Annotated in this window: 19 protein-coding genes and 1 pseudogene; 15 read left to right on the top strand and 5 right to left on the bottom strand. The window is 44.4% G+C overall.

Annotation, left to right across the window (positions count from 1 at the left end; translation table 11 throughout):
* The first annotated feature begins 2 nt into the window (after positions 1–2).
* The 3 genes from icd to BM210_RS32825 all read left to right on the top strand — a co-directional run bounded on the left by icd (position 3) and on the right by BM210_RS32825 (position 4586).
* Complete coding sequence (gene icd, locus BM210_RS32810) at positions 3–1301, top strand: NADP-dependent isocitrate dehydrogenase (protein WP_091176894.1); 1299 nt, start codon at positions 3–5, stop codon at positions 1299–1301.
* 888 nt (positions 1302–2189) lie between these two features.
* Complete coding sequence (gene mdh / locus BM210_RS32820; protein WP_091176896.1) at positions 2190–3131, top strand: malate dehydrogenase; 942 nt, start codon at positions 2190–2192, stop codon at positions 3129–3131.
* 327 nt (positions 3132–3458) lie between these two features.
* Complete coding sequence (locus tag BM210_RS32825; protein WP_091176897.1) at positions 3459–4586, top strand: NADH:flavin oxidoreductase; 1128 nt, start codon at positions 3459–3461, stop codon at positions 4584–4586.
* Positions 4587–4698: 112 nt separating this feature from the next.
* On the opposite strand, the gene BM210_RS32830 is transcribed toward BM210_RS32825, so the two are convergent.
* Complete coding sequence (locus BM210_RS32830) at positions 4699–5208, bottom strand: GNAT family N-acetyltransferase (protein WP_091176898.1); 510 nt, start codon at positions 5206–5208, stop codon at positions 4699–4701.
* Positions 5209–5415: 207 nt separating this feature from the next.
* Here BM210_RS32830 and BM210_RS32835 point away from each other — a divergent pair, with 207 nt between their 5' ends.
* From BM210_RS32835 to BM210_RS32855, 5 genes are all read left to right on the top strand, one after another.
* Positions 5416–6009, top strand: a complete 594-nt coding sequence (locus BM210_RS32835; RefSeq protein ID WP_091176899.1) for a TetR/AcrR family transcriptional regulator — start codon at positions 5416–5418, stop codon at positions 6007–6009.
* Positions 6006–9200 carry an efflux RND transporter permease subunit gene (locus tag BM210_RS32840; RefSeq protein WP_091176900.1) on the top strand — a complete coding sequence of 1065 codons (3195 nt, stop codon included), beginning with the start codon at positions 6006–6008 and terminating at the stop codon, positions 9198–9200. Before BM210_RS32835 ends, BM210_RS32840 begins: the two co-directional genes overlap by 4 nt.
* A gap of 120 nt (positions 9201–9320) precedes the next feature.
* Positions 9321–9737 carry a hypothetical protein gene (locus BM210_RS32845; RefSeq protein WP_091176901.1) on the top strand — a complete coding sequence of 139 codons (417 nt, stop codon included), beginning with the start codon at positions 9321–9323 and terminating at the stop codon, positions 9735–9737.
* A 220-nt stretch (positions 9738–9957) separates the two neighbouring features.
* Complete coding sequence (locus BM210_RS32850; protein WP_091176902.1) at positions 9958–10173, top strand: hypothetical protein; 216 nt, start codon at positions 9958–9960, stop codon at positions 10171–10173.
* Positions 10170–10319 (top strand): DUF4253 domain-containing protein, encoded by a 150-nt coding sequence (locus tag BM210_RS32855; protein WP_091176903.1) that lies wholly within the window; start codon positions 10170–10172, stop codon positions 10317–10319. Before BM210_RS32850 ends, BM210_RS32855 begins: the two co-directional genes overlap by 4 nt.
* Before the next feature lie 30 nt (positions 10320–10349).
* Here BM210_RS32855 and yfbR read toward each other — a convergent pair whose 3' ends face one another.
* The gene (gene yfbR, locus BM210_RS32860) at positions 10350–10940 is read right to left on the bottom strand and encodes a 5'-deoxynucleotidase (RefSeq protein WP_091176904.1); all 591 of its coding nucleotides are present in this window, start codon (positions 10938–10940) and stop codon (positions 10350–10352) included.
* A 159-nt stretch (positions 10941–11099) separates the two neighbouring features.
* On the opposite strand from yfbR, the gene BM210_RS32865 reads away from it, so the two are divergent.
* From BM210_RS32865 to BM210_RS32880, 5 genes and pseudogenes are all read left to right on the top strand, one after another.
* Positions 11100–12635 (top strand): fumarate hydratase, encoded by a 1536-nt coding sequence (locus BM210_RS32865; protein ID WP_091176905.1) that lies wholly within the window; start codon positions 11100–11102, stop codon positions 12633–12635.
* A gap of 140 nt (positions 12636–12775) precedes the next feature.
* A pseudogene (locus BM210_RS34515) lies at positions 12776–12927 on the top strand (3-ketoacyl-ACP reductase); the annotation flags it as partial.
* Positions 12928–13200: 273 nt separating this feature from the next.
* On the top strand, positions 13201–15003 hold the full coding sequence (pnpS, locus tag BM210_RS32870; RefSeq protein WP_091176906.1) for a two-component system histidine kinase PnpS: 1803 nt from the start codon (positions 13201–13203) through the stop codon (positions 15001–15003).
* 77 nt (positions 15004–15080) lie between these two features.
* Positions 15081–15800, top strand: coding sequence for a response regulator transcription factor (locus tag BM210_RS32875; RefSeq protein WP_091176907.1), 720 nt, complete (start codon positions 15081–15083; stop codon positions 15798–15800).
* A 163-nt stretch (positions 15801–15963) separates the two neighbouring features.
* A complete protein-coding gene (locus BM210_RS32880; RefSeq protein ID WP_091176908.1) occupies positions 15964–17046 on the top strand; it encodes a Gfo/Idh/MocA family protein in 1083 nt (360 codons plus the stop codon).
* 329 nt (positions 17047–17375) lie between these two features.
* Here BM210_RS32880 and BM210_RS32885 read toward each other — a convergent pair whose 3' ends face one another.
* Together BM210_RS32885 and BM210_RS32890 are read right to left on the bottom strand one after the other, a co-directional pair.
* Complete coding sequence (locus tag BM210_RS32885) at positions 17376–18395, bottom strand: cytochrome d ubiquinol oxidase subunit II (RefSeq protein WP_091176909.1); 1020 nt, start codon at positions 18393–18395, stop codon at positions 17376–17378.
* Positions 18392–19747, bottom strand: coding sequence for a cytochrome ubiquinol oxidase subunit I (locus BM210_RS32890; RefSeq protein ID WP_091176910.1), 1356 nt, complete (start codon positions 19745–19747; stop codon positions 18392–18394). The genes BM210_RS32885 and BM210_RS32890 overlap by 4 nt, the downstream gene beginning before the upstream one ends.
* Before the next feature lie 295 nt (positions 19748–20042).
* Between BM210_RS32890 and BM210_RS32895 the strand changes: the two genes are divergently transcribed.
* Complete coding sequence (locus BM210_RS32895) at positions 20043–20393, top strand: tyrosine-type recombinase/integrase (protein ID WP_256224199.1); 351 nt, start codon at positions 20043–20045, stop codon at positions 20391–20393.
* 79 nt (positions 20394–20472) lie between these two features.
* On the top strand, positions 20473–20955 hold the full coding sequence (locus BM210_RS32900; RefSeq protein WP_256224200.1) for a hypothetical protein: 483 nt from the start codon (positions 20473–20475) through the stop codon (positions 20953–20955).
* 128 nt (positions 20956–21083) lie between these two features.
* On the opposite strand, the gene BM210_RS32905 is transcribed toward BM210_RS32900, so the two are convergent.
* Positions 21084–21397 (bottom strand): IS3 family transposase (locus BM210_RS32905; RefSeq protein WP_143101154.1); only part of this gene is annotated, 314 nt, incomplete at its 5' end.

The raw sequence follows: 21397 nt of genomic DNA on the forward strand, positions 1-21397 counted from the left end.
TCATGGCTAAATTCGAAAAATACGCATTACCTACTGAAGGCGAAAAGATCAGCATCGTTGATGGAGTTTTAAATGTACCTAACAACCCAATTATTCCTTTCATCGAAGGCGACGGCACTGGTCCTGACATTTGGGCTGCTTCCAAGCGCGTTTTGGACGCTGCAGTTGAGAAAGCTTATAATGGCGAGAAAAAAATCGCTTGGTACGAAGTATTTGCTGGTCAAAAAGCATTCGATAAATTCGAAAGCTGGTTGCCGACTGATACATTAACAGCGATTCGTGAATACATAGTGGCTATTAAAGGGCCATTAACGACTCCAGTTGGCGGCGGTATCCGTTCTTTGAACGTTGCACTGCGTCAAGAATTGGATCTGTATGTATGTTCCCGTCCGGTTCGTTACTTCACAGGCGTACCTTCTCCGGTTAAACGTCCTGAGCTTGTAGATATGATCATTTTCCGTGAAAATACTGAGGATATTTATGCTGGTATAGAGTGGGAAGCGGGTTCCGCTGAAGTGAAAAAAGTGATCGATTTCTTGCAAAACGAAATGGGCGTTAAAAACATTCGCTTCCCGGAAACTTCCGGTATCGGTGTAAAACCTGTTTCCTCCGAAGGTACAGAGCGTTTGGTACGCGGCGCTATCGAGTACGCTATCAAACACAAACGCAAAACTTTGACATTGGTTCACAAAGGCAACATCATGAAATACACCGAAGGCGCGTTCAAAAACTGGGGTTACGAGCTGGCTGAAAAAGAATTCGGCGAGCAAACCTTCACTTGGAACCAATACGATAGAATTAAAGCAGAAAAAGGTACTGACGCTGCTAATCAAGCACAAAAAGAAGCAGAAGCTGCTGGCAAAATCATCGTTAAAGATGCAATTGCTGACATCGCGCTTCAACAAGTGTTGACTCGTCCTACTGATTTTGACGTTATTGCTACATTGAACCTGAATGGCGACTACTTGTCCGATGCTTTGGCAGCACAAGTTGGCGGTATCGGTATCGCACCAGGAGCTAATATCAACTACGTAACTGGGCATGCTATCTTTGAAGCAACACATGGTACAGCTCCTAAATATGCTGGCTTGGACGTTGTTAACCCAGGTTCGGTTATCTTGTCCGGCGTTATGATGCTTGAGCATTTGGGCTGGTTGGAAGCTGCTGAGTTGATATACAAAGGAATGGAAACTTCGATCCACAACAAAACCGTTACTTATGATTTCGCACGTTTGATGGAAGGCGCAACTGAAGTGAAATGCTCCGAGTTCGCTAACGAAATCATTAAGCACATGGCCTAATAGGTTCCAAAAGGCATCCCCCTAAGTCCCCCTTTATAAGGGGGATTCCAGGGGTTTCGTCCCCTGGACGACGAATAGAGCACTCTTCTGCGAGTATTATCGGGGATTGGGTGTTCTTGATCGTTTGGGGTACATGGAACGCGACTGTAAGCAGCAAGAATCGTTACACGAAGCTTGCTGCTTACACGCTATCATGCGGGAGAGCGTTGTGGAGGAAGTTTGGGTGCGTGGAACGCGTCCGTCTGTGGTCGCTTTGCTGAGCAAAGCATCCTACAGACACGCTTCCAAGCGCAACGGTTCTTTGATGGTGGTTTATCTGGAAACTTGTTCGTCAATGAGAGCTTTAGCTTCGCGAAGCATTTCATTGACGAATTTCCATTTAGTGCTCTTGTGGAAATAGCCTAGCGTAGGTCAAAGTTTGAACTTGGTCGGTTTTTGATCCTTTTCTTGCGTTTGGTTATTCTTGCGGTATTGGTCTCGTCATGTTTATGATCTTGGTCTGAACTTGGCTTGGTCTGAACTTGGCTTGGTCTGAACTTGGTTTGGTCTGAACTTGGTTTGGTCTTAATCTGATCTTAGTCTTCTATGATCTCGTTACGACTCGGGTTCAATCGAGGCGATTCTTTCTACACTCAACGAGTGAAAAGGTTGATTGATCTTGATCTTTACTCCAAATCGTGCGATAAGGAGTTAGGGATTGTGCCGCAGAGTTTACGCGCCGCCTTTGAAACTGTGTTCCCACCGATTAATCTAATACCAAGAACACAGTTTCAACAGCGGCCGGAGGCACATCCCTAATCCTGAAAGCCAAGATTTGGTTATCTACTCAATAAATCTTTAACTTACCTCTCATCCCCAAAAATAAACCATTTCAGGAGGCTAACTATTATGGCAATCCAACGCAAAAAAATTACCGTTGTTGGCGCAGGCTTCACTGGCGCTACAACAGCATTTTTGGCAGCGCAAAAAGAACTGGGAGATGTCGTTTTGCTGGACATCCCACAATTGGAAAACCCGACAAAAGGTAAAGCTTTGGACATGCTCGAAGCGTCTCCAGTTCAAGGCTTTGACAGTAACATTGTAGGTACTTCCAACTACGACGACACAGCTAACTCCGATATCGTTATTATCACAGCAGGTATTGCTCGTAAGCCAGGCATGAGCCGTGATGATCTTGTTAACACAAATGCAGGCATCGTAAGATCCGTTTGTGAAAATGTGAAAAGAACGAGCCCTAACTCCATCGTCATCATTTTGAGCAACCCGGTTGATGCTATGACCTATGTAGCTTACGAGGCTTTGGGTTTCCCGAAAAACCGCGTAATCGGTCAATCTGGCGTTTTGGATACAGCTCGTTACTGCACATTTATCGCACAAGAATTAAACGTATCAGTCGAAGATGTTCGCGGCTTCGTATTGGGCGGTCATGGTGACGATATGGTGCCTTTGGTTCGTTACTCCAACGTTGGCGGTATCCCGATCGAGAAGCTGATCCCAGCTGACCGTATCGAAGCTATTGTACAACGTACACGTACAGGCGGCGGCGAGATCGTGAACCTGTTGGGTAACGGCAGTGCGTACTACGCACCTGCGGCTTCCTTGGTTCAGATGGCTGAAGCGATCATCAAGGACAAAAAACGCATCATTCCTGCTATCGCATTGCTTCAAGGCGAATATGGCTATGACAATCTGTTCATGGGTGTACCTACCTTGCTGGGCGGCGAAGGCATCGAAAAGATATTTGAATTGGAGCTTCTGCCTGAAGAGAAGACAGCTCTGGATAAATCCGCGGATTCCGTTCGCAACGTTATCAAAGTGGTATCTGCTTAATTGTAGTCAACGATGAATAAAGTCTTACACTGCAAGCTGGCTCCGAGATTGAATCGGAGTTGGCTTGTTTTTTTATGCTAATCGATGTTTCAGCATTCTAGGCTCATGAGAACAGATAAGCTATCCGCAGGTTATTGTGATTGTGGGTAGGATAATTGCACGGATTTAACAGAAAGGTGATCTATATTCATTATGCCAAAAGTCAATAGTAGTCGGATGAGAAAACTTATGGTATAGTAAATTATATTAACTGTAATAATTGCTATGACAGTTAATCAGAAAAGCTTGGTCAATACGAATATTCATATAAAACGGAGGTAATAAGGAATGAGCAATCAAGATACACAATCATCCACAAAGGTAGCGCCGTTGTTTGAACCTTTTTCTTTAGGAAAACTGAAGTTGAAAAACCGGATCGTTATGGCTCCAATGACTCGAGCTTTCTCTCCTGAAGGTGTGCCAGGACCTGATGTGGCTGCTTATTATCGTCGCCGTGCAGAGAATGGCGTAGGTCTCATTATTACTGAAGGTACTTTAATTAATGATCCAGCTGCGACGAATAATCCTAATATACCTAATTTCCATGGGATTGATGCATTGAAGGGGTGGGCAGAAGTTGTCTCTCAAGTCCATGAGGCGGGCGGGCTTATTATGCCACAGCTTTGGCACATCGGTACGGATCGCAAGATTGGTGCCATTCCTAACCCTGACGAAAAGCCGATTGGGCCTTCAGGTATTGACATCGCAACTGGCGAGCAAGTCAATGAGCCTATGAGTGAATCCAGAATCGCGTCCGTTATTGCAGCCTACGCGCAAGCCGCGGCTGACGCCAAACGAATTGGCTTTGACGGTATTGAGCTTCATGGGGCACATGGATATCTGATTGATCAATTTTTCTGGGAGAAAACCAATCAACGTAATGACAGCTACGGCGGTGATTTGGTGAAACGAACTCGTTTTGCAGCTGAAATCATCGCGGCATGCCGTCGCGCTGTGGGTCCGGATTTCCCTATCATCATCCGTTTATCACAATGGAAATCAACGGAATATCAAGCCAAATTAGCGGAAAATCCGGATCAACTGGCACAGTTTCTTTCCCCTTTAGTGGAAGCAGGCGTTGATGTGTTTCATTCCTCTACCCGCCGTTTCTGGGAACCGGAATTTGAAGGCTCAGACCTTAATTTTGCTGGCTGGGTTAAGAAATTAACTGGAAAACCAACCATTACAGTGGGCTCGATAGGACTCGATAATGATTTTTTGGCTGCCTTTAAAGGGGAAGGTGCAGGTACATCTAACGTTGATACATTGATAGATAAGCTGGGCAGCAATGAGTTTGACTTGGTCGCTGTTGGCCGTGCTTTGCTGATTGATCCTGCTTGGGCGACCAAGATCCGCGAAGGCCGGACCGATGAGCTGACACCTTTTACCCCAGAAGCTCTACGGACGTTGTTTTGATGTTCTTAGATATGGCTTGTAAGCAAGACCGGGAGACCCGAATCAGGGCAATCCCGGTTTTTTTGTGTGCAAGCAGAAGGATGAGTTCTGAGGGGAAAACTAGAATGGGAGTTTATGTGTATATTCGTATTGCCATTAAATCATCATCCAAGTATCTACCGCTGCTTTTCATCGCATTTCGTTCGGTTCCATACGTAGTAAAACCAACGGATTCGTAGAGCTTTTTCGCTGCTAGGTTAGTGGATACTACGGTTAAGTTAATTTGCTCAAGACCCGGACATTGTTTGGCTTGTTGAAGCAATTCTGTAAGCAGCGCATAACCGACGTGTTTGCCACGAAATTCAGGGCTGACATACATAGCGTAAATATTCCCTTTGTGGGTGATCTTGGAGTTACTTTCACGTACAAAGGTAACAATTCCAGCCAACTCATTATTTTCCGCAAAGCAGCCTAACGTGAATTTCATAGCTGTCCTCTGCAGGTTTTGTTGGAAATCTTCATATGGCCTTGCCTGCTGTATTTCATAGGTAGTTAAAAAGGCATCGGGAGTTTCTTGAAGAGACCGCAATCGAATCTGGCGATAAATTTCAGCATCTGCTGGATCCAGGCAGCGAATGTTCATTGTCATAGCTCCTCCATGATTTCAATTCAATAAATGGTTACAATTATACATCTGCTGCACTTATGAAACAAGGCTTGCAATGAACAAGATTTAGGAAGGATATGAGGACTCAGATAGGTTGCAGCTGTTGGATAATGATGTTAAAATAAAAATGACTGATGAGTCAGTCATAAGTAATTATCTGGAAATCGGAGGGGCAACGCATATATGGGTGAGGATAAGAGGGAAAGCATTATAGAGGCAGCGCTAAAGCTATTCGAGGTGCAGGGGTATCATACAACGAAGGTTTCGGATATTGTACATAAAGCTGGTGTTGCCCAGGGGACTTTTTACTTATATTTTAAAAGCAAGGAGGATTTGTTTCGCAGCATTGCCGAATCGTGCTTAGGTCAAATTTCGGATGCGATCAAGCAAAACTGCACAGGCAGCATTAAGGAAGAGGCGCTATATCGGATGATACTTGAGTCATTGCGTGTATATTATAATAACAAAAGTATTTTGAAAATTTTAAACGGGCATGGGACAGCTTCCACGGAGATCGCTGATATTTCGGATGCTTTTTATCGTACAATTATGCTGGTTATCAAGCAGTCCTTAATGGACTGGGGGGCTTTTCCTAACTATTCGGAGGCACAGCTTGAAATTGCAGCATATTCAAAAATAGGCATGGTTGAAATGGTCGCGTATCAATGTTTTGTCGTTCAAAATTACGATCATACGCATATTGATTCTATTGCTCAAGTACTGGTGGGCGTGAATTCGCCGTGCGGACTGGAATCAACGGAAGCGGGTGGCGAATGATCACTAAATTACTCAAGTACCGTAAAGTGACTTTGTTGTTTTTTGTAGTGGCGGTGCTGATGGGAATTGTGAATGTATTTACCCTCAAGCAGCGGGAAAATCCGGAGGTCGAGATCACAACGGCAATGGTCAAAACGATTTATCCGGGTGCTTCGCCGGAGAAAGTGGAGCAATTTGTTACCCGGCCGTTAGAGCAGAAGATCAAGGAAATGAGTGATATTTCAACTCTCAGCTCAACTTCTATGGCGAACGTGTCAATTATCAATGTGGAAATCAAACCGGAAACGGATATTAAGAGAGCTTGGGATACGCTGCGACAGAAGGTTCAATCAGCTGATAGCGAGCTGCCTGCAGAAGCGAATAAGCCTGTGGTTAATGATGATTTGAGCAAAATCGCTGAGCAAATCCTGCATTTTGTCGTTGAACAGCCAGAGCAATTAGAAGCGCTTCGCCCCATGCTGGAGCAATGGAAAAAACAGCTAAGCACCCTGACAGGTGTAAGCAATGTGGATATTATCGGGCTGCCTGAACAGGAAGTAGCCGTGCTTATAGATACGGATAAGCTGGATACGTTTAAGCTGCCATGGGGTATTGTAGCACAGGCACTCACCAATCGTCATGATCGAGTGCCGCTCGGAATGGTCGATCAAACTACGAAATCCTTTTATGTCAATATGCCGGGAGAGTGGAAGTCAGCTGAGGATGTCGCCAATACGGATATTTTGGGACTGCCTAACGGCAATACCTTGAAGCTGAGAGATGTTGCAGAGGTTAAGCTTCGGCCTAAGAAGCAAGAGGTCAGTATTATACATAATGGTAAACCAGCGCTTGATCTAGTTATTAACGCAGAGAAGGGTGCCGATATTCCATCTTTGCAGAAGCGCATTGATGTGAAGGTAAAGGAGCTGAAGCTTAAATTACCGGCGCATGTGGAATTGGTATCCTTGTTTACGCAAAAGGAAAGTCTGGATCATTTATTTACTGATTTAGGCAAGGAGCTTCTTACTGGGATTGCGGTCGTTATTGTTGTCTGCTCAATGGGACTTACTTTTGGCACCTCTTGGGTAGTGGCTCTTGCTATTCCCATTTCGATCACCGTCGGTTTTATTCCTATTGAGTTCCTAGGCATCGATTTAAATCAGATTACAGTGGTAGCCATTGTTATCGTTCTCGGAATATTGGTCGACGATGCGATTGTTGTCAATGATAATATTCAGCGGCGGCTGCAATTGGGCGATACGCCAGAGCAGGCTTCGCTTCTCGGAAGCCGTGATGTTGCGGTATCCATCCTGACGGCAACGATTGCAACGGCGGCGGCATTTTTGCCTCTGTTATTTCTCAAAGGCAATATCGGAAGCTTTATTCGACCGCTGCCTGTTGTAATCTCGTTGACTTTGGCGGCTTCTATGGCGATGTCACTGACAGTCATCCCGATTTTTCGCCAATGGGTAGGTGAGCGGGCAGAACGGAGGCTGCAGAATAAACACAATAAACCAAGTAAACAAATGGCGTCCACGGATGTCCATTCGACGAAAGCTGATTCTGAGTCGATTGAAGCTGATTCCCGTACTGTCACAGCCGATACCAAGGTGGCCGAGGAACAGTCATCAGGGCTGCTGGGCAAGCCGATCCAACGCTTGAGTACGTTTTACAGCAAGCAAATATATGTGTTCCTGAAACGTCCGCTGCTGACGGGGGTTGTTGCTTTGCTAGTGGGCACCAGCAGCTTTGGCCTGCTGCCGTTTTTGGGCGTACAGTATTTTCCTCCTGCTGAAAAGGACGAAATGCTGATTGATTTTAAGCTGCCGACAGACCGCATATTTATGGAGACCGAATTTACTATGAATAAAGCTGCTGACTGGATTCAACATCAGCCTGGAGTCAAATTTGTATCAGCCTATTCGGGTCGCACGGCGCCTAAGTTTTATTATTCAGAGTCCGAACGTACAGGTACGAATATAGGGCAGCTCTTTGTCAAGATAGATCCGAAGGTGATCCATACCAAAGAGGTGATAAGCAGCTGGCGGCAAGAGCTGAGGAAGCTGGTCCCCGAGGATATCGAAATTACGCCGCGTGAGCTGGAGCAAGGGCCGCCTGTGGGAGCACCTATAGCGATTCGAATCAGCGGGGATGATTTGGATCAGCTTCGTCAGCTTTCCAATGATGTACAGGATATATTAAAACAAGTTCCAGGCACGACAAGTGTATCTGACGATGTCGGCGGTAACATGAATACATTTGAGATGAAGGCCGATCCGGCCAAGCTGAATCTTTTTGGTGTGAGTGATAAGGATTTGACAAGGACGCTGCGCATGGCAACGGAGGGCTTGCAGATTGTCTCCATGCAGCAGGGGGATAAGCTGATAGATGTGACTTTGTATGCGAAAGCACGTAGTGCAGATCCCGTAGACACGATGAGCAAGCTCTATGTTCCGACCCAAAAAGGAGGAACTGTGGCGGTTCGTGAGCTCGGAGATATTCGTTCGAGCTCCATGATTAAATCGATTCATCACCGCAATCAAACCAGAACGATTATCGTCAGAAGCTATACGCAGGATCGTCTGCCTGATGACGTCATCAAGGAGGTCAAAGCACAGCTGAACAGCTATGTAATGCCCACCGGTTATACGGTTGAGTATGGAGGGGAAAATGAGGAACGCAATGACGCATTCATTGCCATCGGCAAGCTGTCTATTATTGTTTTGCTGCTGATTTATATCTTGATGGTTATGCAATTTTATTCTTTATCGATCCCGCTTTTGATCTTATCAACCGTATATTTAGCTGCTGGCGGTGCTGTTATCGGTCTGTATATTACGAATTCGCCAATCGGATTTATGGCGCTCATGGGCCTGGTCAGTTTGGCCGGAATTGTAGTGAGAAATGGGATCATCCTGATTGAATTTATTGAGCAGGCGAGAAAACGCGGATTGCCGCTGTATGAGGCTGTGGCGGAAGCCGGAAGAGCCCGACTACGTCCTATTCTGCTCACGATGGCAACAGCTATAGGTGGTCTGCTGCCAATGACGATTATGGGAGGAAACTTGTGGAGACCGATGGGAATCACCATTATCTCGGGCTTGATTTACTCGACGATACTGACTTTGATTGTCGTACCCTCCCTATTCGTTATACTGGAAACATGGCGCGAAAAGCGTGCTGCCCGCAAAGGAATCACTATTCACGGATAGTTCTTATTTAGGGTCGTAAACCGTTAAAAATGGACAATAATGCTCCTTTTCATTTGCTATGGCTTTGCGTAATCAGGTATACTTAACTTATATAAATTATGTATATATGGAGGTACTCTGATGGTTCAAGTGTTCGTTTTTTTACATGTACTTGCGGCTATAATGATGGGAATCTATCTACTGCTTCCTTTCCTGTCCATGCGAATTCAAGCTTTGACAGGTCAAGCGCAATTCGGATTTTTAAGCGTATTGTTCGCTGTGAACCGGACAGGTCAGCTGGCGTTAGTTATTGCTCTATTGTCCGGTGGCTATTTGGTCAGTAAGGTAGGAAATTCGGTTGCGTGGATGATTGTGTCCGTCGTACTGTTTCTGGCCTTAGGTGCTTTAACGGGTGTAATGGGCGGAGCTATGCGTAAAGCATTGTCGGACCCATCTGGAGCCAAGATCAAGGACCACCTGGGCAAAATCAAATCGATGAGCGTGATCTGTGGAATCTTGTTTTTCCTGATAGTGGGAGTTATGAAGTTCCCTTTTTAAAAAAGGCTCGGCAGTTTGCCATGCAGCCAGCTAAGTCCAAGGGTGTGATACCTTTGGGCTTTTCTGTCTACTGCTGATGCCCCAAGCATTCGAAAATTTAAAAGGGGTAAACCAAACCAATGGGTAATGGTATACTCTAGCTGAAGATCAAAGTAAACTTACGGTTGAGAGAATTGGATTGTTATAACTGTGCTGAGAGAAAAAATGAAGGAGGATTATTATGGAGTGGATTGTTTTCGGTGCGCTGCTGGGTATTATTATTGTCAAATGGACCAACCACAGAGAAAGAAAAAGGAAGCTTGCAAGGGAGATGGAGAGAAAAGCCGAGACAACTATACAGGAACCTTATCGGTGGACACCCTCTGACTCGGAGCCAACAAAAAGTGAAGTAAAGCAGGATGAGGCTAAGCCTCATAAGCCTGAGGGGGATTTGTGATCAAGGCTGTTCCCGGGGATATGTCACTGCTGTGCAGCGATTTATACGCCTATTGCCCTGATCAGATCGACCAGGGTGTCGGTTCAATGGAAGCGTTGAAGGCGTTTTTGTATGATAACGATGATGTGGAGCTTTGGTGGAACTAAGGAACGACTCGGATAGCAGGACTAACAGAACTATTCCTCGGATAATTCGTCCAATGTTTTTTCCAGGCTTGGTGCGAGATATTGCAGGAAATAGTCCAGCTCAGGCATATTAAGCTCCTGAATGGATTGTTCGATCTGTTTCTTGGCACTGCCGAATTCCTTATTGCCAGCAGACAACTCCGTTACGCATTTCAAATATGCGTCAAGCAGATCTGCGCCTTTTACATATTTTTTTAATTCGGTTTGGAGGCTGCTTTTCGTATCAATTAATGGTTCATATACGTGACGCAGTGAATCCGGAATCATATCTAGCAGCCGTTCAGCGGCGAGTTGTTCAATTTCACGGAAATTCGATAAAATTTTGGGATTATGATGTTTAACAGGGGTCGGAATATCGCCAGTGAATACTTCTGTCGCATCATGAAACAGCGCCATGCTTACGATTTGGTCCGTCGGAATTTTACGGTCAAATAGTTCATTGCCAATTGTGCAAAGCACATGAGTGAGCAGTGCGACATGAAAGGAATGCTCCGCTACATTTTCCTTTACGACATTACGCATCAGGCTCCAGCGTTCGATATAACGTAAACGGTACATATAAGCAAAAAAATGACTTTCCATTGATCTCATCCTATTCTCTAAGAGGTTCTTTATAGTAGGATTATACACGAATTGTGAACCGATAACAGTATTTGAAGCTGCCAGATTATGATATTATAGAATAGCGTGTTAGGGAACCAATGAGAGTAGGCACTTATAGCAGAGAGGAGATTTTTAATCATGCAGCATTTCGAACAAAGTATGTATAAACTGATTTTGGAAACCTCAACGAACCTTCCGGCGGACGTACGCGAGGCGATTCAGGCAGCAAGAGAGCAGGAGGACGAGGGAACTCGCTCAGCGCTGTCACTATCGACGATTGCCGATAATATTCATATGGCGGAAACCAACGTATCGCCAATTTGCCAGGACACAGGCATGCCGACATTTATCGTACACTGTCCTGTAGGTGCTAACCAGATCGTCATGAAAAAACAAATACTGGCGGCTGTTGCGCAAGCGACGAAGGACAGCAAGCTGCGTCCCAATTCCGTTGATTCTTTGACTGGAGCTAACAGTGGTGACAATTTGGGTCCGGGTACGCCTGTCATTCATTTTGAGCAATGGGAGCAGGATGATGTCGAGGTCAAGCTGATCTTAAAGGGAGGCGGCTGCGAAAATAAAAATATTCAATACAGCTTGCCTATGGAGCTCGAAGGATTGGGTAAAGCAGGACGTGACCTGGACGGTATCCGTAAATGCGTGATGCATTCGGTATATCAAGCCCAAGGACAAGGCTGTAGCGCGGGCTTCATCGGTGTGGGAATCGGTGGAGACCGGACAACAGGCTATGAATTGGCTAAGCATCAATTGTTTCGCCATGCCGACGATGTAAACCCAAATGAAGATCTTCGCAAGCTTGAAGAATATGTGATGGAGCATGCTAACCAGCTTGGTATTGGCACGATGGGCTTTGGCGGTCAAGTCTCGCTGCTCGGCTGTAAGGTAGGCGTGATGAACCGTTTGCCTGCCAGCTTTTTCGTTTCAGTTGCCTACAATTGTTGGGCATTCCGCCGTCAAGGTGTTTTGTTGGATGCAAACTCGGGTGAGATTAAGGAATGGGTATATCGTACCGGGGATACATTGCCAATGACCAAAAACGAGCAGCCCGAGGCTGCTGTAGCATCGGAGCGTCGTGAGGTTGTCCTGCAAACTCCTATCAGTGAAGAACAAATTCGCAGCTTGCACGTTGGCGATGTGGTCATTATTAATGGAACCATGCATACCGGACGTGATGCGCTGCACCATCACTTGATGAATCATGATGCGCCTGTTGATTTAAATGGGGCAGCTATTTATCATTGTGGACCCGTTATGTCCAAAGATGAAAGTGGCGAATGGCATGTGAGAGCGGCAGGTCCGACTACCAGTATTCGTGAGGAGCCTTATCAAGGTCATATTATTAAAAAGTTTGGAATCCGTGCCGTTATCGGAAAAGGCGGGATGGGTGCCAAAACGCTTGCAGCTTTGCAGGAGCACGGTGCTGTATACCTGAATGCAATCGGCGGTGCTGCGCAATATTATGCGGAATGCTTCAAAAAGGTTGAAGGTGTTGACCATATGGAATTCGGTATTCCCGAGGCGATGTGGCATCTGCAAACCGAAGGCTTTGCAGCGATTGTTACTATGGATTCTCACGGTAACAGTCTGCATGCCGAAGTGGAAAAGGATTCCTTTGCCAAGCTTTCGCAGTTTAAAGAGCCTGTATTTGTGTAAGAGAAGCTAAAGCTTAGTATAAACCAGACAAGCCCGCACAACCTTATTTATGGTCGTGCGGGTTATGTTAATTTTCAACACGAAGGTTTATTTTTGCCTATGAATACTACTTCTAAAATTAATTATACTAAAGAAATGCATTTGGTGCTTCTCGACAACAATTAGGAATGGCTATTAATCCACGCATGGGCAAGCCTGAAGAAATTGCGAAAGTTGCTCTGTTCCTTCTGAAGATTCTAGCTTTGTTAATGGTACTGTTATAACAGCAGATGCGGGTTGGAGTGCTTATTGAATCCAAAACGATTAGAAAATGATAATAAATCACTGAAAGTAATAAGCGCCTCCTGAAGTAGGCAGTAGATCCCCACGGGTTGTCTACGCTTTATCAGAGGTGCTTTTGTATGTTGTTAGAACGCTGGGAAAAATAAAAAAACAACGGGGCATGAGATACCTTTACAAATAATTAACTAGTATTTCTTGTGTGAAAAAGATACGATAAGGTGTAATGCAGTCAGGTTGGATATTCATAACAATGCCTAAGCCCATGATGGAGGGACAACCCCATATGCACAAATTCCGTGCACGTTTAACGTTGATTTTTATAGTGCTGATCGGTTCCTCGGTGTTGATCGCAGGACTATTCATGGCACAGGTGCTCAAGGAATCTCATATTGAAGCCTTAAAAACCAATATGCAGCGGGAGCTGCGGATTATCCTGACGACCATGGATTGGAACAGGGGAGGAACTGAGGCAGAGCAGCTTGCCTACTATGGGGAACAAGTGAAACTTCTGCGTCATTCAGCGGATGCCCGTGTGACCTTTATACGCTCAGACGGCAAGGTGTTGGGAGACTCGGATCATAATCCCGAAGATATGGACAATCATTTACAGAGAAAAGAAATTATAGAGGCTGAGCAAACTGGTGTAGTGGGCTCCGATATTCGATACAGCTCTACGATTCAACGCAATATGCTATATGTGGTAGTTCCGGTCAAAAACGGCGCCATTACAAAAGGTTATGTACGCTTGTCGATGAGTCTTCAGGAGGTTGAGGCTTCCATTCTTCGTGTGTGGTACGTTTTATTATTTGGCTTGCTTGCTGTGTTTATCATAGCTGTTTTAATCAGTTTTCGTGTTGCTTGGGGCATTACCAGACCGATTGAGATGATCACGAGGGTCGCACGGCAAATTACGAATATGGATTATAAAGCAAGAGTCAATGTACGGAAGAAGGATGAGATAGGCCAGTTAGGTCAAGCTCTTAACCGGATGGCGGATAGTTTGCAGCTGCAAATGAATCGCATTCAGGAGGATGAAAGCCGGCTAAAAAGCGTCTTGGACAATATGATCAGCGGTGTGATGATGATTGATCGTGACAGCAAGATTGTGTTATTAAACCGATCCGCTGAAGATATTCTGGGCTTCTCTGTTCAGGAGCTGCTGGGCAAAAAATTTGATGAGGCTAAGCAGCAGTTTGAATTTACGCAGCTGATTCAGGAATGTATTGATCTGCGTGAGCATATCCGTGATGAGATGATCTTTTACTATCCCTCTGAGCGTATTTTGGAGATTAATCTCAGTCCGATTTCATTGAATGAAAATGAGTGGGCTGGTGTTTTGATTGTGCTGCATGATATTACCGCGGTCCGGCGATTGGAACGGATGAGAAGCGAATTTGTCGCCAATGTCTCTCATGAGCTCAAGACTCCTATCGCGGCAGTCAAAGGGTTTGCGGAAACGCTGCTCGCAGGTGCATTGAACGATAAAGAGACAGCAAAATCATTTTTGCAAATTATATTTGATGAAAGTGAACGATTGAATCGCTTGATCGGTGATATATTGGAGTTATCCAAGATTGAGTCCAAACGCATACCCCTGCAGTTTTCACCCGTATCTGTGCATACCTTTGTGAGCAATTGCTTGCATGTGATGAATTCGGAGGCAAAGAAAAAGTCCATTGAGCTTGAACTGCAAGTAGAGGAGGATCTCTACATTGAAGCTGATGAGGATCGGCTGCGGCAAATTTTGATAAATTTACTTTCCAACGGAATTAATTACACACCGGAAGGCGGTAAAGTTAAAATTAAAGTCGAGCCGATATTCCTTGGTGTGGAGGGTATGGACAACGAGCGCATTCGAATGACGATTACCGATACAGGCATTGGAATTCCCAAAAAAGATTTGCCGCGCATCTTTGAACGATTTTATCGGGTGGATAAAGCACGTTCTCGCAGCTCCGGCGGTACAGGTCTTGGATTGTCGATTGTAAAACATTTGGTTGAGCTGCATAAAGGTACGATTCGTGTGGAAAGTGAAGTCGGGATGGGTACCAAATTTATTATAGAATTACCGGTTATTCAATATTAGCGCTGAAAGCATATTAATGCTGTATAGTATTATGCTATGATAAGGTTGACTTAAAGAAATGGATACGGGGGATTCCCATGGCACAACAAATTTTGGTTATTGAAGATGAGCCTACGTTGGCTAGACTGCTTTCCTACAATTTATCGCAAGAGGGATATGAGACCAAAGTAATTGATCATGGCAGCGAAGGGCTGCAGGCTGCGCTTCAGCACGCGTACGATTTGATTATTTTGGATATCATGCTTCCAGGGCTGAATGGCTTCGAGATTTTATCCAAGCTGCGTCAAAAAGGGAACAAGACGCCTGTCATTATTTTGACAGCCCGCAACGCTGAGGAAGAGGTCGTACAAGGCTTGAAATATGGTGCGGACGATTATATTACGAAACCGTTCGGTGTTGCCGAGCTGCTGGCAAGAGTATCGGCCGTACTGCGCAGAACGTTGTCAGAAGAGCAGCTTCAGGATAAGCAAGCAGCAGGTGAGAAGGTCATCACCGTAGGAGATTTGTACATTTACCCAGAGAAATACGAGGTTATGCTCGGTGGCGAATCGATCCCACTTAGACCCAAAGAATTCGAGGTGCTGCTATACCTCGTGCAGCGTCCAAGTGTGGTTGTTACCAGAGATGATCTGATGAATATTGTTTGGGGCTTTGATTATATCGGTGGTCAGCGAACGGTGGATGTTCATGTCAGCTCCTTGCGCAAAAAGCTGGAAATGAACCAACAAAGCGTACAGATTGAGTCCATTCGTGGTGTTGGCTATAAATTGGTCACAGCTGTTGTCAAGAAAGCATAGAATAATACGTAAAATGAAGCTCCTGATATCAGAGAGCTTTTTTTTATTTCCCAGGAAATTTGAAATAGCCAAATTGAATAATAGATAGGCCAAATTAGTAATATCTTTTTGGTATAAGCTTGTCTATACTGGACTTAAACTTATAAAGGGGATGGCTCTAATTATGTCGAAAATATTCAGAATTGGAATTATTGGCTGCGGAGGAATTGCAAATGGTAAGCATATGCCAGCTTTGCAAAATCAGCCGAACGCAGAAATGGTAGCTTTTTGTGATACTGTAGTAGAAAAAGCTTATGAGGCTGCGCATAAATTTGGTTCCGAGGGCGCGAAGGTATACAGCGATTTTAGAGAAATGCTGCAGGACGGTTCCATTGATGTTATACATGTTTGTACGCCAAATGATTCACATGCTGAGATTACGATTGCCGCTTTGGAATCCGATAAACATGTAATGTGTGAGAAGCCGATGGCCAAAACAGCAGCGGATGCCCGTCGTATGGTCGATGCCGCCAAACGGTCAGGCAAGAAGCTCACAATTGGATACCAAAACCGTTTCCGCTCGGACAGCCAATATTTGAAAACCGTATGTGCCGATGGTGATCTGGGTGAAGTCTATTATGCCAAAGCTCACGCCATTCGCCGCCGTGCCGTTCCGACTTGGGGTGTGTTTCTTGATGAAGAAAAGCAAGGCGGAGGACCGCTTATTGATATCGGGACACATGCACTGGATCTGACTTTGTGGATGATGGATAACTATAAGCCAAAAGCAGTGTTGGGTACAGCCTTCCATAAGCTATCGTCCAAGAAGGATGCTGCTAATGCATGGGGATCCTGGGACCCGGAGAAATTTACGGTTGAGGATTCGGCATTCGGGATGATTACGATGCAAAATGGAGCAACGATCGTTTTGGAATCGAGCTGGGCGATTAATATGCTGCAAACAGGTGAAGCCAAAACGACTTTGTGCGGAACCGAAGGCGGTGCAGATATGCAGGATGGTCTGCGTATTAACGGCGAAAAACACAGCCGATTGTACATGAATGAAATTCAATTGGATGCCAAAGGCGTCGATTTCTATGATGGCAAGCAAGAATCACCTGCAGATCTGGAAGCACGTCTGTGGCTGAAAGCCATTGAAGAGAATACAGATCCGGTAGTTACACCTGAGCAGGCTTGTGTCGTATCGGAAATTTTGGAAGCCATTTATGAGTCTTCTAAAACCGGCAAAGCGGTTTATTTTGAATAATTGATTAATGTGAATAACCTCCAAATCCAATAATGGGTTTGGAGGTTATTTGTTTGGCAAAGACACTATATAAGATGAACTAAACATCATGACAGCAAAGAGGCGCTGCGAAAGCAGACCCCTCTTCCAATCGCTGTTGCAGCCAGATTCTTTCGATTCTTAGCCCCAAAGGTAAGAATCCGTCTGCAAAGGCGAACACTTCGTTTCTCCAGAAGGGTCTGCTTTCTTCGCTCGGGCTGTGTGTTTCTTTTGTTCATTTTATATAGGTATCTGTGCCGCATACGATCACAATTATTCAAACTACCAGGGAGGTACGGTTACTTGTTTTGTTACTTTTTCTGCAAGCCTTGCACATAATTCGCATCGAACAGAAATAACCGCATAAGCAAAATCAGTGAAGGGATCAGTAAGCACAAGCCTGCTATAAAAGCTCCGATCAGGGCAATCCCCATCTCCGGGCTGGTGACACTTTCGTGAATCGAAACCATAGGATAAATAATGTAGGGTAAATGGGCCGCGCCATATCCAAAGAAAGCGAAGGCGAACTGCAGCATCACGAATAAAAAAGCAACACCAAGCCGTTTGCGGTTCCATATCAAATAGTTGGCAATAATAAAGCACACCAAGGATAATACAAACATCCAGGACAGCTTCAGCATGTTGTCAAAATGCACCGGATTGTGGCGCTGGATCGCGAAAAATACGAATAAACTCGCTAGTATGGTCGGGCCGCTCCAACCGATTGCAAATCTTCGTAATATTTCAGTAGCTTTGGTATCCTTCGCTTTGTAAGCATAATAGGTCAAGAAAGCAGCGGAAATATAGAGCACACTGACAAGCGACAGGACGACAACCGACCAGGCATAGGAACTGGTAAACAGTTTATAGAAGAGAAGTGAGACGTCATTGCCGCTTTCTTCAATATAACCGCCTTCCGAGATCGTCAATACAATGGAGAGTGAAGCTGGAATCAATAGACCACTCCCCCCATAAAGCAGCTTATACAGATGACTTTCCTTGGAGCCGTAAGTGCTGAATGCATAATAGGAGCCGCGGATGGCGATCAATACAATGGCAATGCTGCCAGGGATCAATAAAGTGGTCCCCAGATAAAAAGCGGTATCAGGGAAAAAGCCGACCATACCGATCATGAAGAAGATCAGAAAGACGTTGGTGACTTCCCATACAGGCGATAAATAGCGTTCGATAATGCCGTGCACCATATTTTTGCGCCCGGTTACCATCGTGTAGTAGCTAAAGAAGCCGGCTCCGAAATCAATCGAAGCTACAATTAAATATCCATAAAGGAAAATCCAGAGCACAGTTATTCCGATGACTTCAATACTCATTGGTGCTCACCCCCTTTATCCAGCCGCATTGCCAATTCCTCTTCGGGTGTATTCGTTTTAAACATACGGCGAAGCACAGTCCACGCACCAAATCCAAGTACGATGTACAGAAGCGAGAACATCAGCAGCATCCAGTCCACATGTGGCGCTGTAGTAGCACCATGCGCTGTTTTCATATAGCCGCGTAGAATCCATGGCTGTCTACCCGCCTCAGCGAAGATCCATCCGGATTCAATAGCCAGCATCGCAAGCGGGCCTGAGAAGGTAATGAACCGAAGCAGCCAGCGTGGTACTTCTTTTCCTTGTTGTCGCCGCTTTTTCCTGTTCAAATATAAATAAGCCATACAGAGTACAATCATCAAGCTTCCAATCGCCACCATCGCATCAAAGAAATAATGAATATAGAGCGGTGGACGTTCATCCACTGGGATATCATTCAAGCCTTTCACAACCGCATTCGGATCGGCAAATGCCAATATACTCAGTGCATAAGGGAGCTTCATGGCATAGTGAACGTTGTGCTCCTTATCAATATATCCAGCAAATACAAGGGGGGCTTGAGCGGTTGTTTCAAAATGCCACTCTGCCGCAGCTAGCTTTTCCGGCTGGTATTCAGCGAGAAATTTACCGGACAAATCACCGATAAAAGCAGTAGATAAGGAGAAGATCAGTCCGCAAACCATGGTCAGCTTGAGTGCTTTCTGGTAATATACATGCTTTTTACCTGCCAATAAGGCTAGCGCGGCTATAGTAGCGAGAACAAAAGCGCTTGTCATATAAGCCGAAGAAATCACATGCGCAGTTTTAGTAGGTGTGGCCGGATTAAACATCGCGACGAGTGGATCAATGTCGATTATAGTTCGACCGGATAGCTTAAAACCTTGTGGTGTGTTCATAAAGGCGTTAACAATCGTAATAAAAAAAGCTGATAACGTTGATCCAATAATAATTGGTATGGAGATTGCAAAGTGCGTCCATGGATTTTTCCAGCGATCCCAGGTATACAAGTAAATCCCGAGAAATATTGCTTCAAAGAAGAAAGCAAAAGTCTCCATGAATAGAGGGAGCGAGATGGCCTGACCGGCGATTTGCATAAAGCTTGGCCATAGCAAGTTCAACTGCAAGCCTATCGAAGTACCAGTAACGACGCCAACAGCAACCGTTATTACAAATCCACGTGCCCAGCGGCGTGCGAGCAGGGTATAATGCGGATCTTTGCGTTTGATGCCGAGAAATTCGGCAATGGCAATCATTACAGGCAGTCCAACGCCTATTGTAGCAAAAATAATGTGAAAACCGAGCGTAAGGCCTGTCAAAATACGGCTATAAAATACCGGGTCGTAAGTCGTCATCCGAATGCACTCTCCTTTTGATAATTATGCTCCTATTTACCACTTATTATATCTTATGTATGTGATTTATTTCACAACAAGTATGATCAATTGATGACTAAAGTGTCAAGAAATGATGAATTCTCTGCAAAGTGGCTAGTTGAAATAAGGTTGTTTAATCTGAAATAAAGTAGTTTAACCTGAAATAAAGTTGTTTAATGAAATTTGCAGTTGTAAACAAAATTGATTGACTCGTGCTTCTTATTCTATTTGATCTTTTTTGAGCAAAGTATGCTTAAGAAAGCTGAGTATCAAGGTGTCGGAATTAGTCGTCCTAGACCGCTCAGACGTTGATGTAAGTGACCGAAAAGGATCATTGGTAGTTAGGTTGGGCAAGGGGAACAAGGAGCGTACATTGCCACTCAACATTGAAGCGAGAAGGGCTATTGAAAAGTATTTAGAAGAACGGGTAGATAGCCATTCAGCATTATTTATTAGCAACAGACAAGAGCGTATTAGCATCAGAAGCGTTCAGCATCTAATGGAGAAGAATGGACACAACGTTCATCAGACTCGACATAGCTTCATTACAGGGCTAGTACGTGCAGGAGAGGACATAAGTGTAATCCAGAGCCTTAGCGGTCATAGTTCAGCAGATATATGTTAAGTTAAAATTCACGAATACCCATTATATGGTATGATAGGAATTTGAATATACAGAACTAAACCAAGTTAGGAGTGAAGAAATGAATTTTAACCAAAAGCTAATGATTTTAGTGAAGATGTGCTTATTCATGTTCACTTTTCTGCTTATATGTGCATGTGGTCAAGCCGAGAAATATGAAACCATTGAGGTTTTTGTAATAGAAACACTTGATGATAATCAAAATGATAAAGGAATGTTTGAAACAACGGGTTACAAGGTAGTGAATGCGATAACCATTATAGAAGAAGGAAAAACCCATATAAAATCAGATGTAAAATCTATTGAGGATTTTTACGATAGGGAAGGTAATTATATACAAACAGAAATAATCCATTCCTATGCAAACAAATCTAAGATGTTGTTGACTGAAGAAGGAAATACCCTTAAAGAAGAACTTCAAGAACCCTCAACAATCCTTATAACCCCTGATTATACAAAGAATTATAAATTACAAAATATGACACAGGAAGAAAAAGCGCGAGTGAAAGAACATGTGCTAGCTTTTATGGAGAAGCTGAAATAAACGAATAATTTTATAGGAATCATCCATTTTCTGTTGAATTTTGCTTCATCTGTTATTATTCATTGAATATTATATTATGGTAACGATTGGACCTCAGTCAATAGATTGGACACATAGAATCGAGAAAGTTACACAGTTTTACGGTACGTACGTTCGTACTGATCTGGCGTTAAATAGCCAATAGACGAATGGATTCTTTTGCGGTTGTAGAAGTATTCGATGTATTCAAAAAGTTCACGGTAAGCTTGTTGCCGAGTCTTGAATTTCTCTAAATAAATGAGTTCTTTCTTCAGCACGCTATGAAACGATTCGATACAAGCATTATCGTAACAGTTGCCTTTTCGGCTCATACTCGACTTGATCTCGTACGTTTTCAAACGCTCTTGGTAGTCAACAGAAGCATACTGGCTGCCACGATCAGAATGATGCAACACGTCGCCTT

This window comes from Paenibacillus sp. 1_12, assembly GCF_900114475.1.
Lineage (GTDB): Bacteria > Bacillota > Bacilli > Paenibacillales > NBRC-103111 > Paenibacillus_S.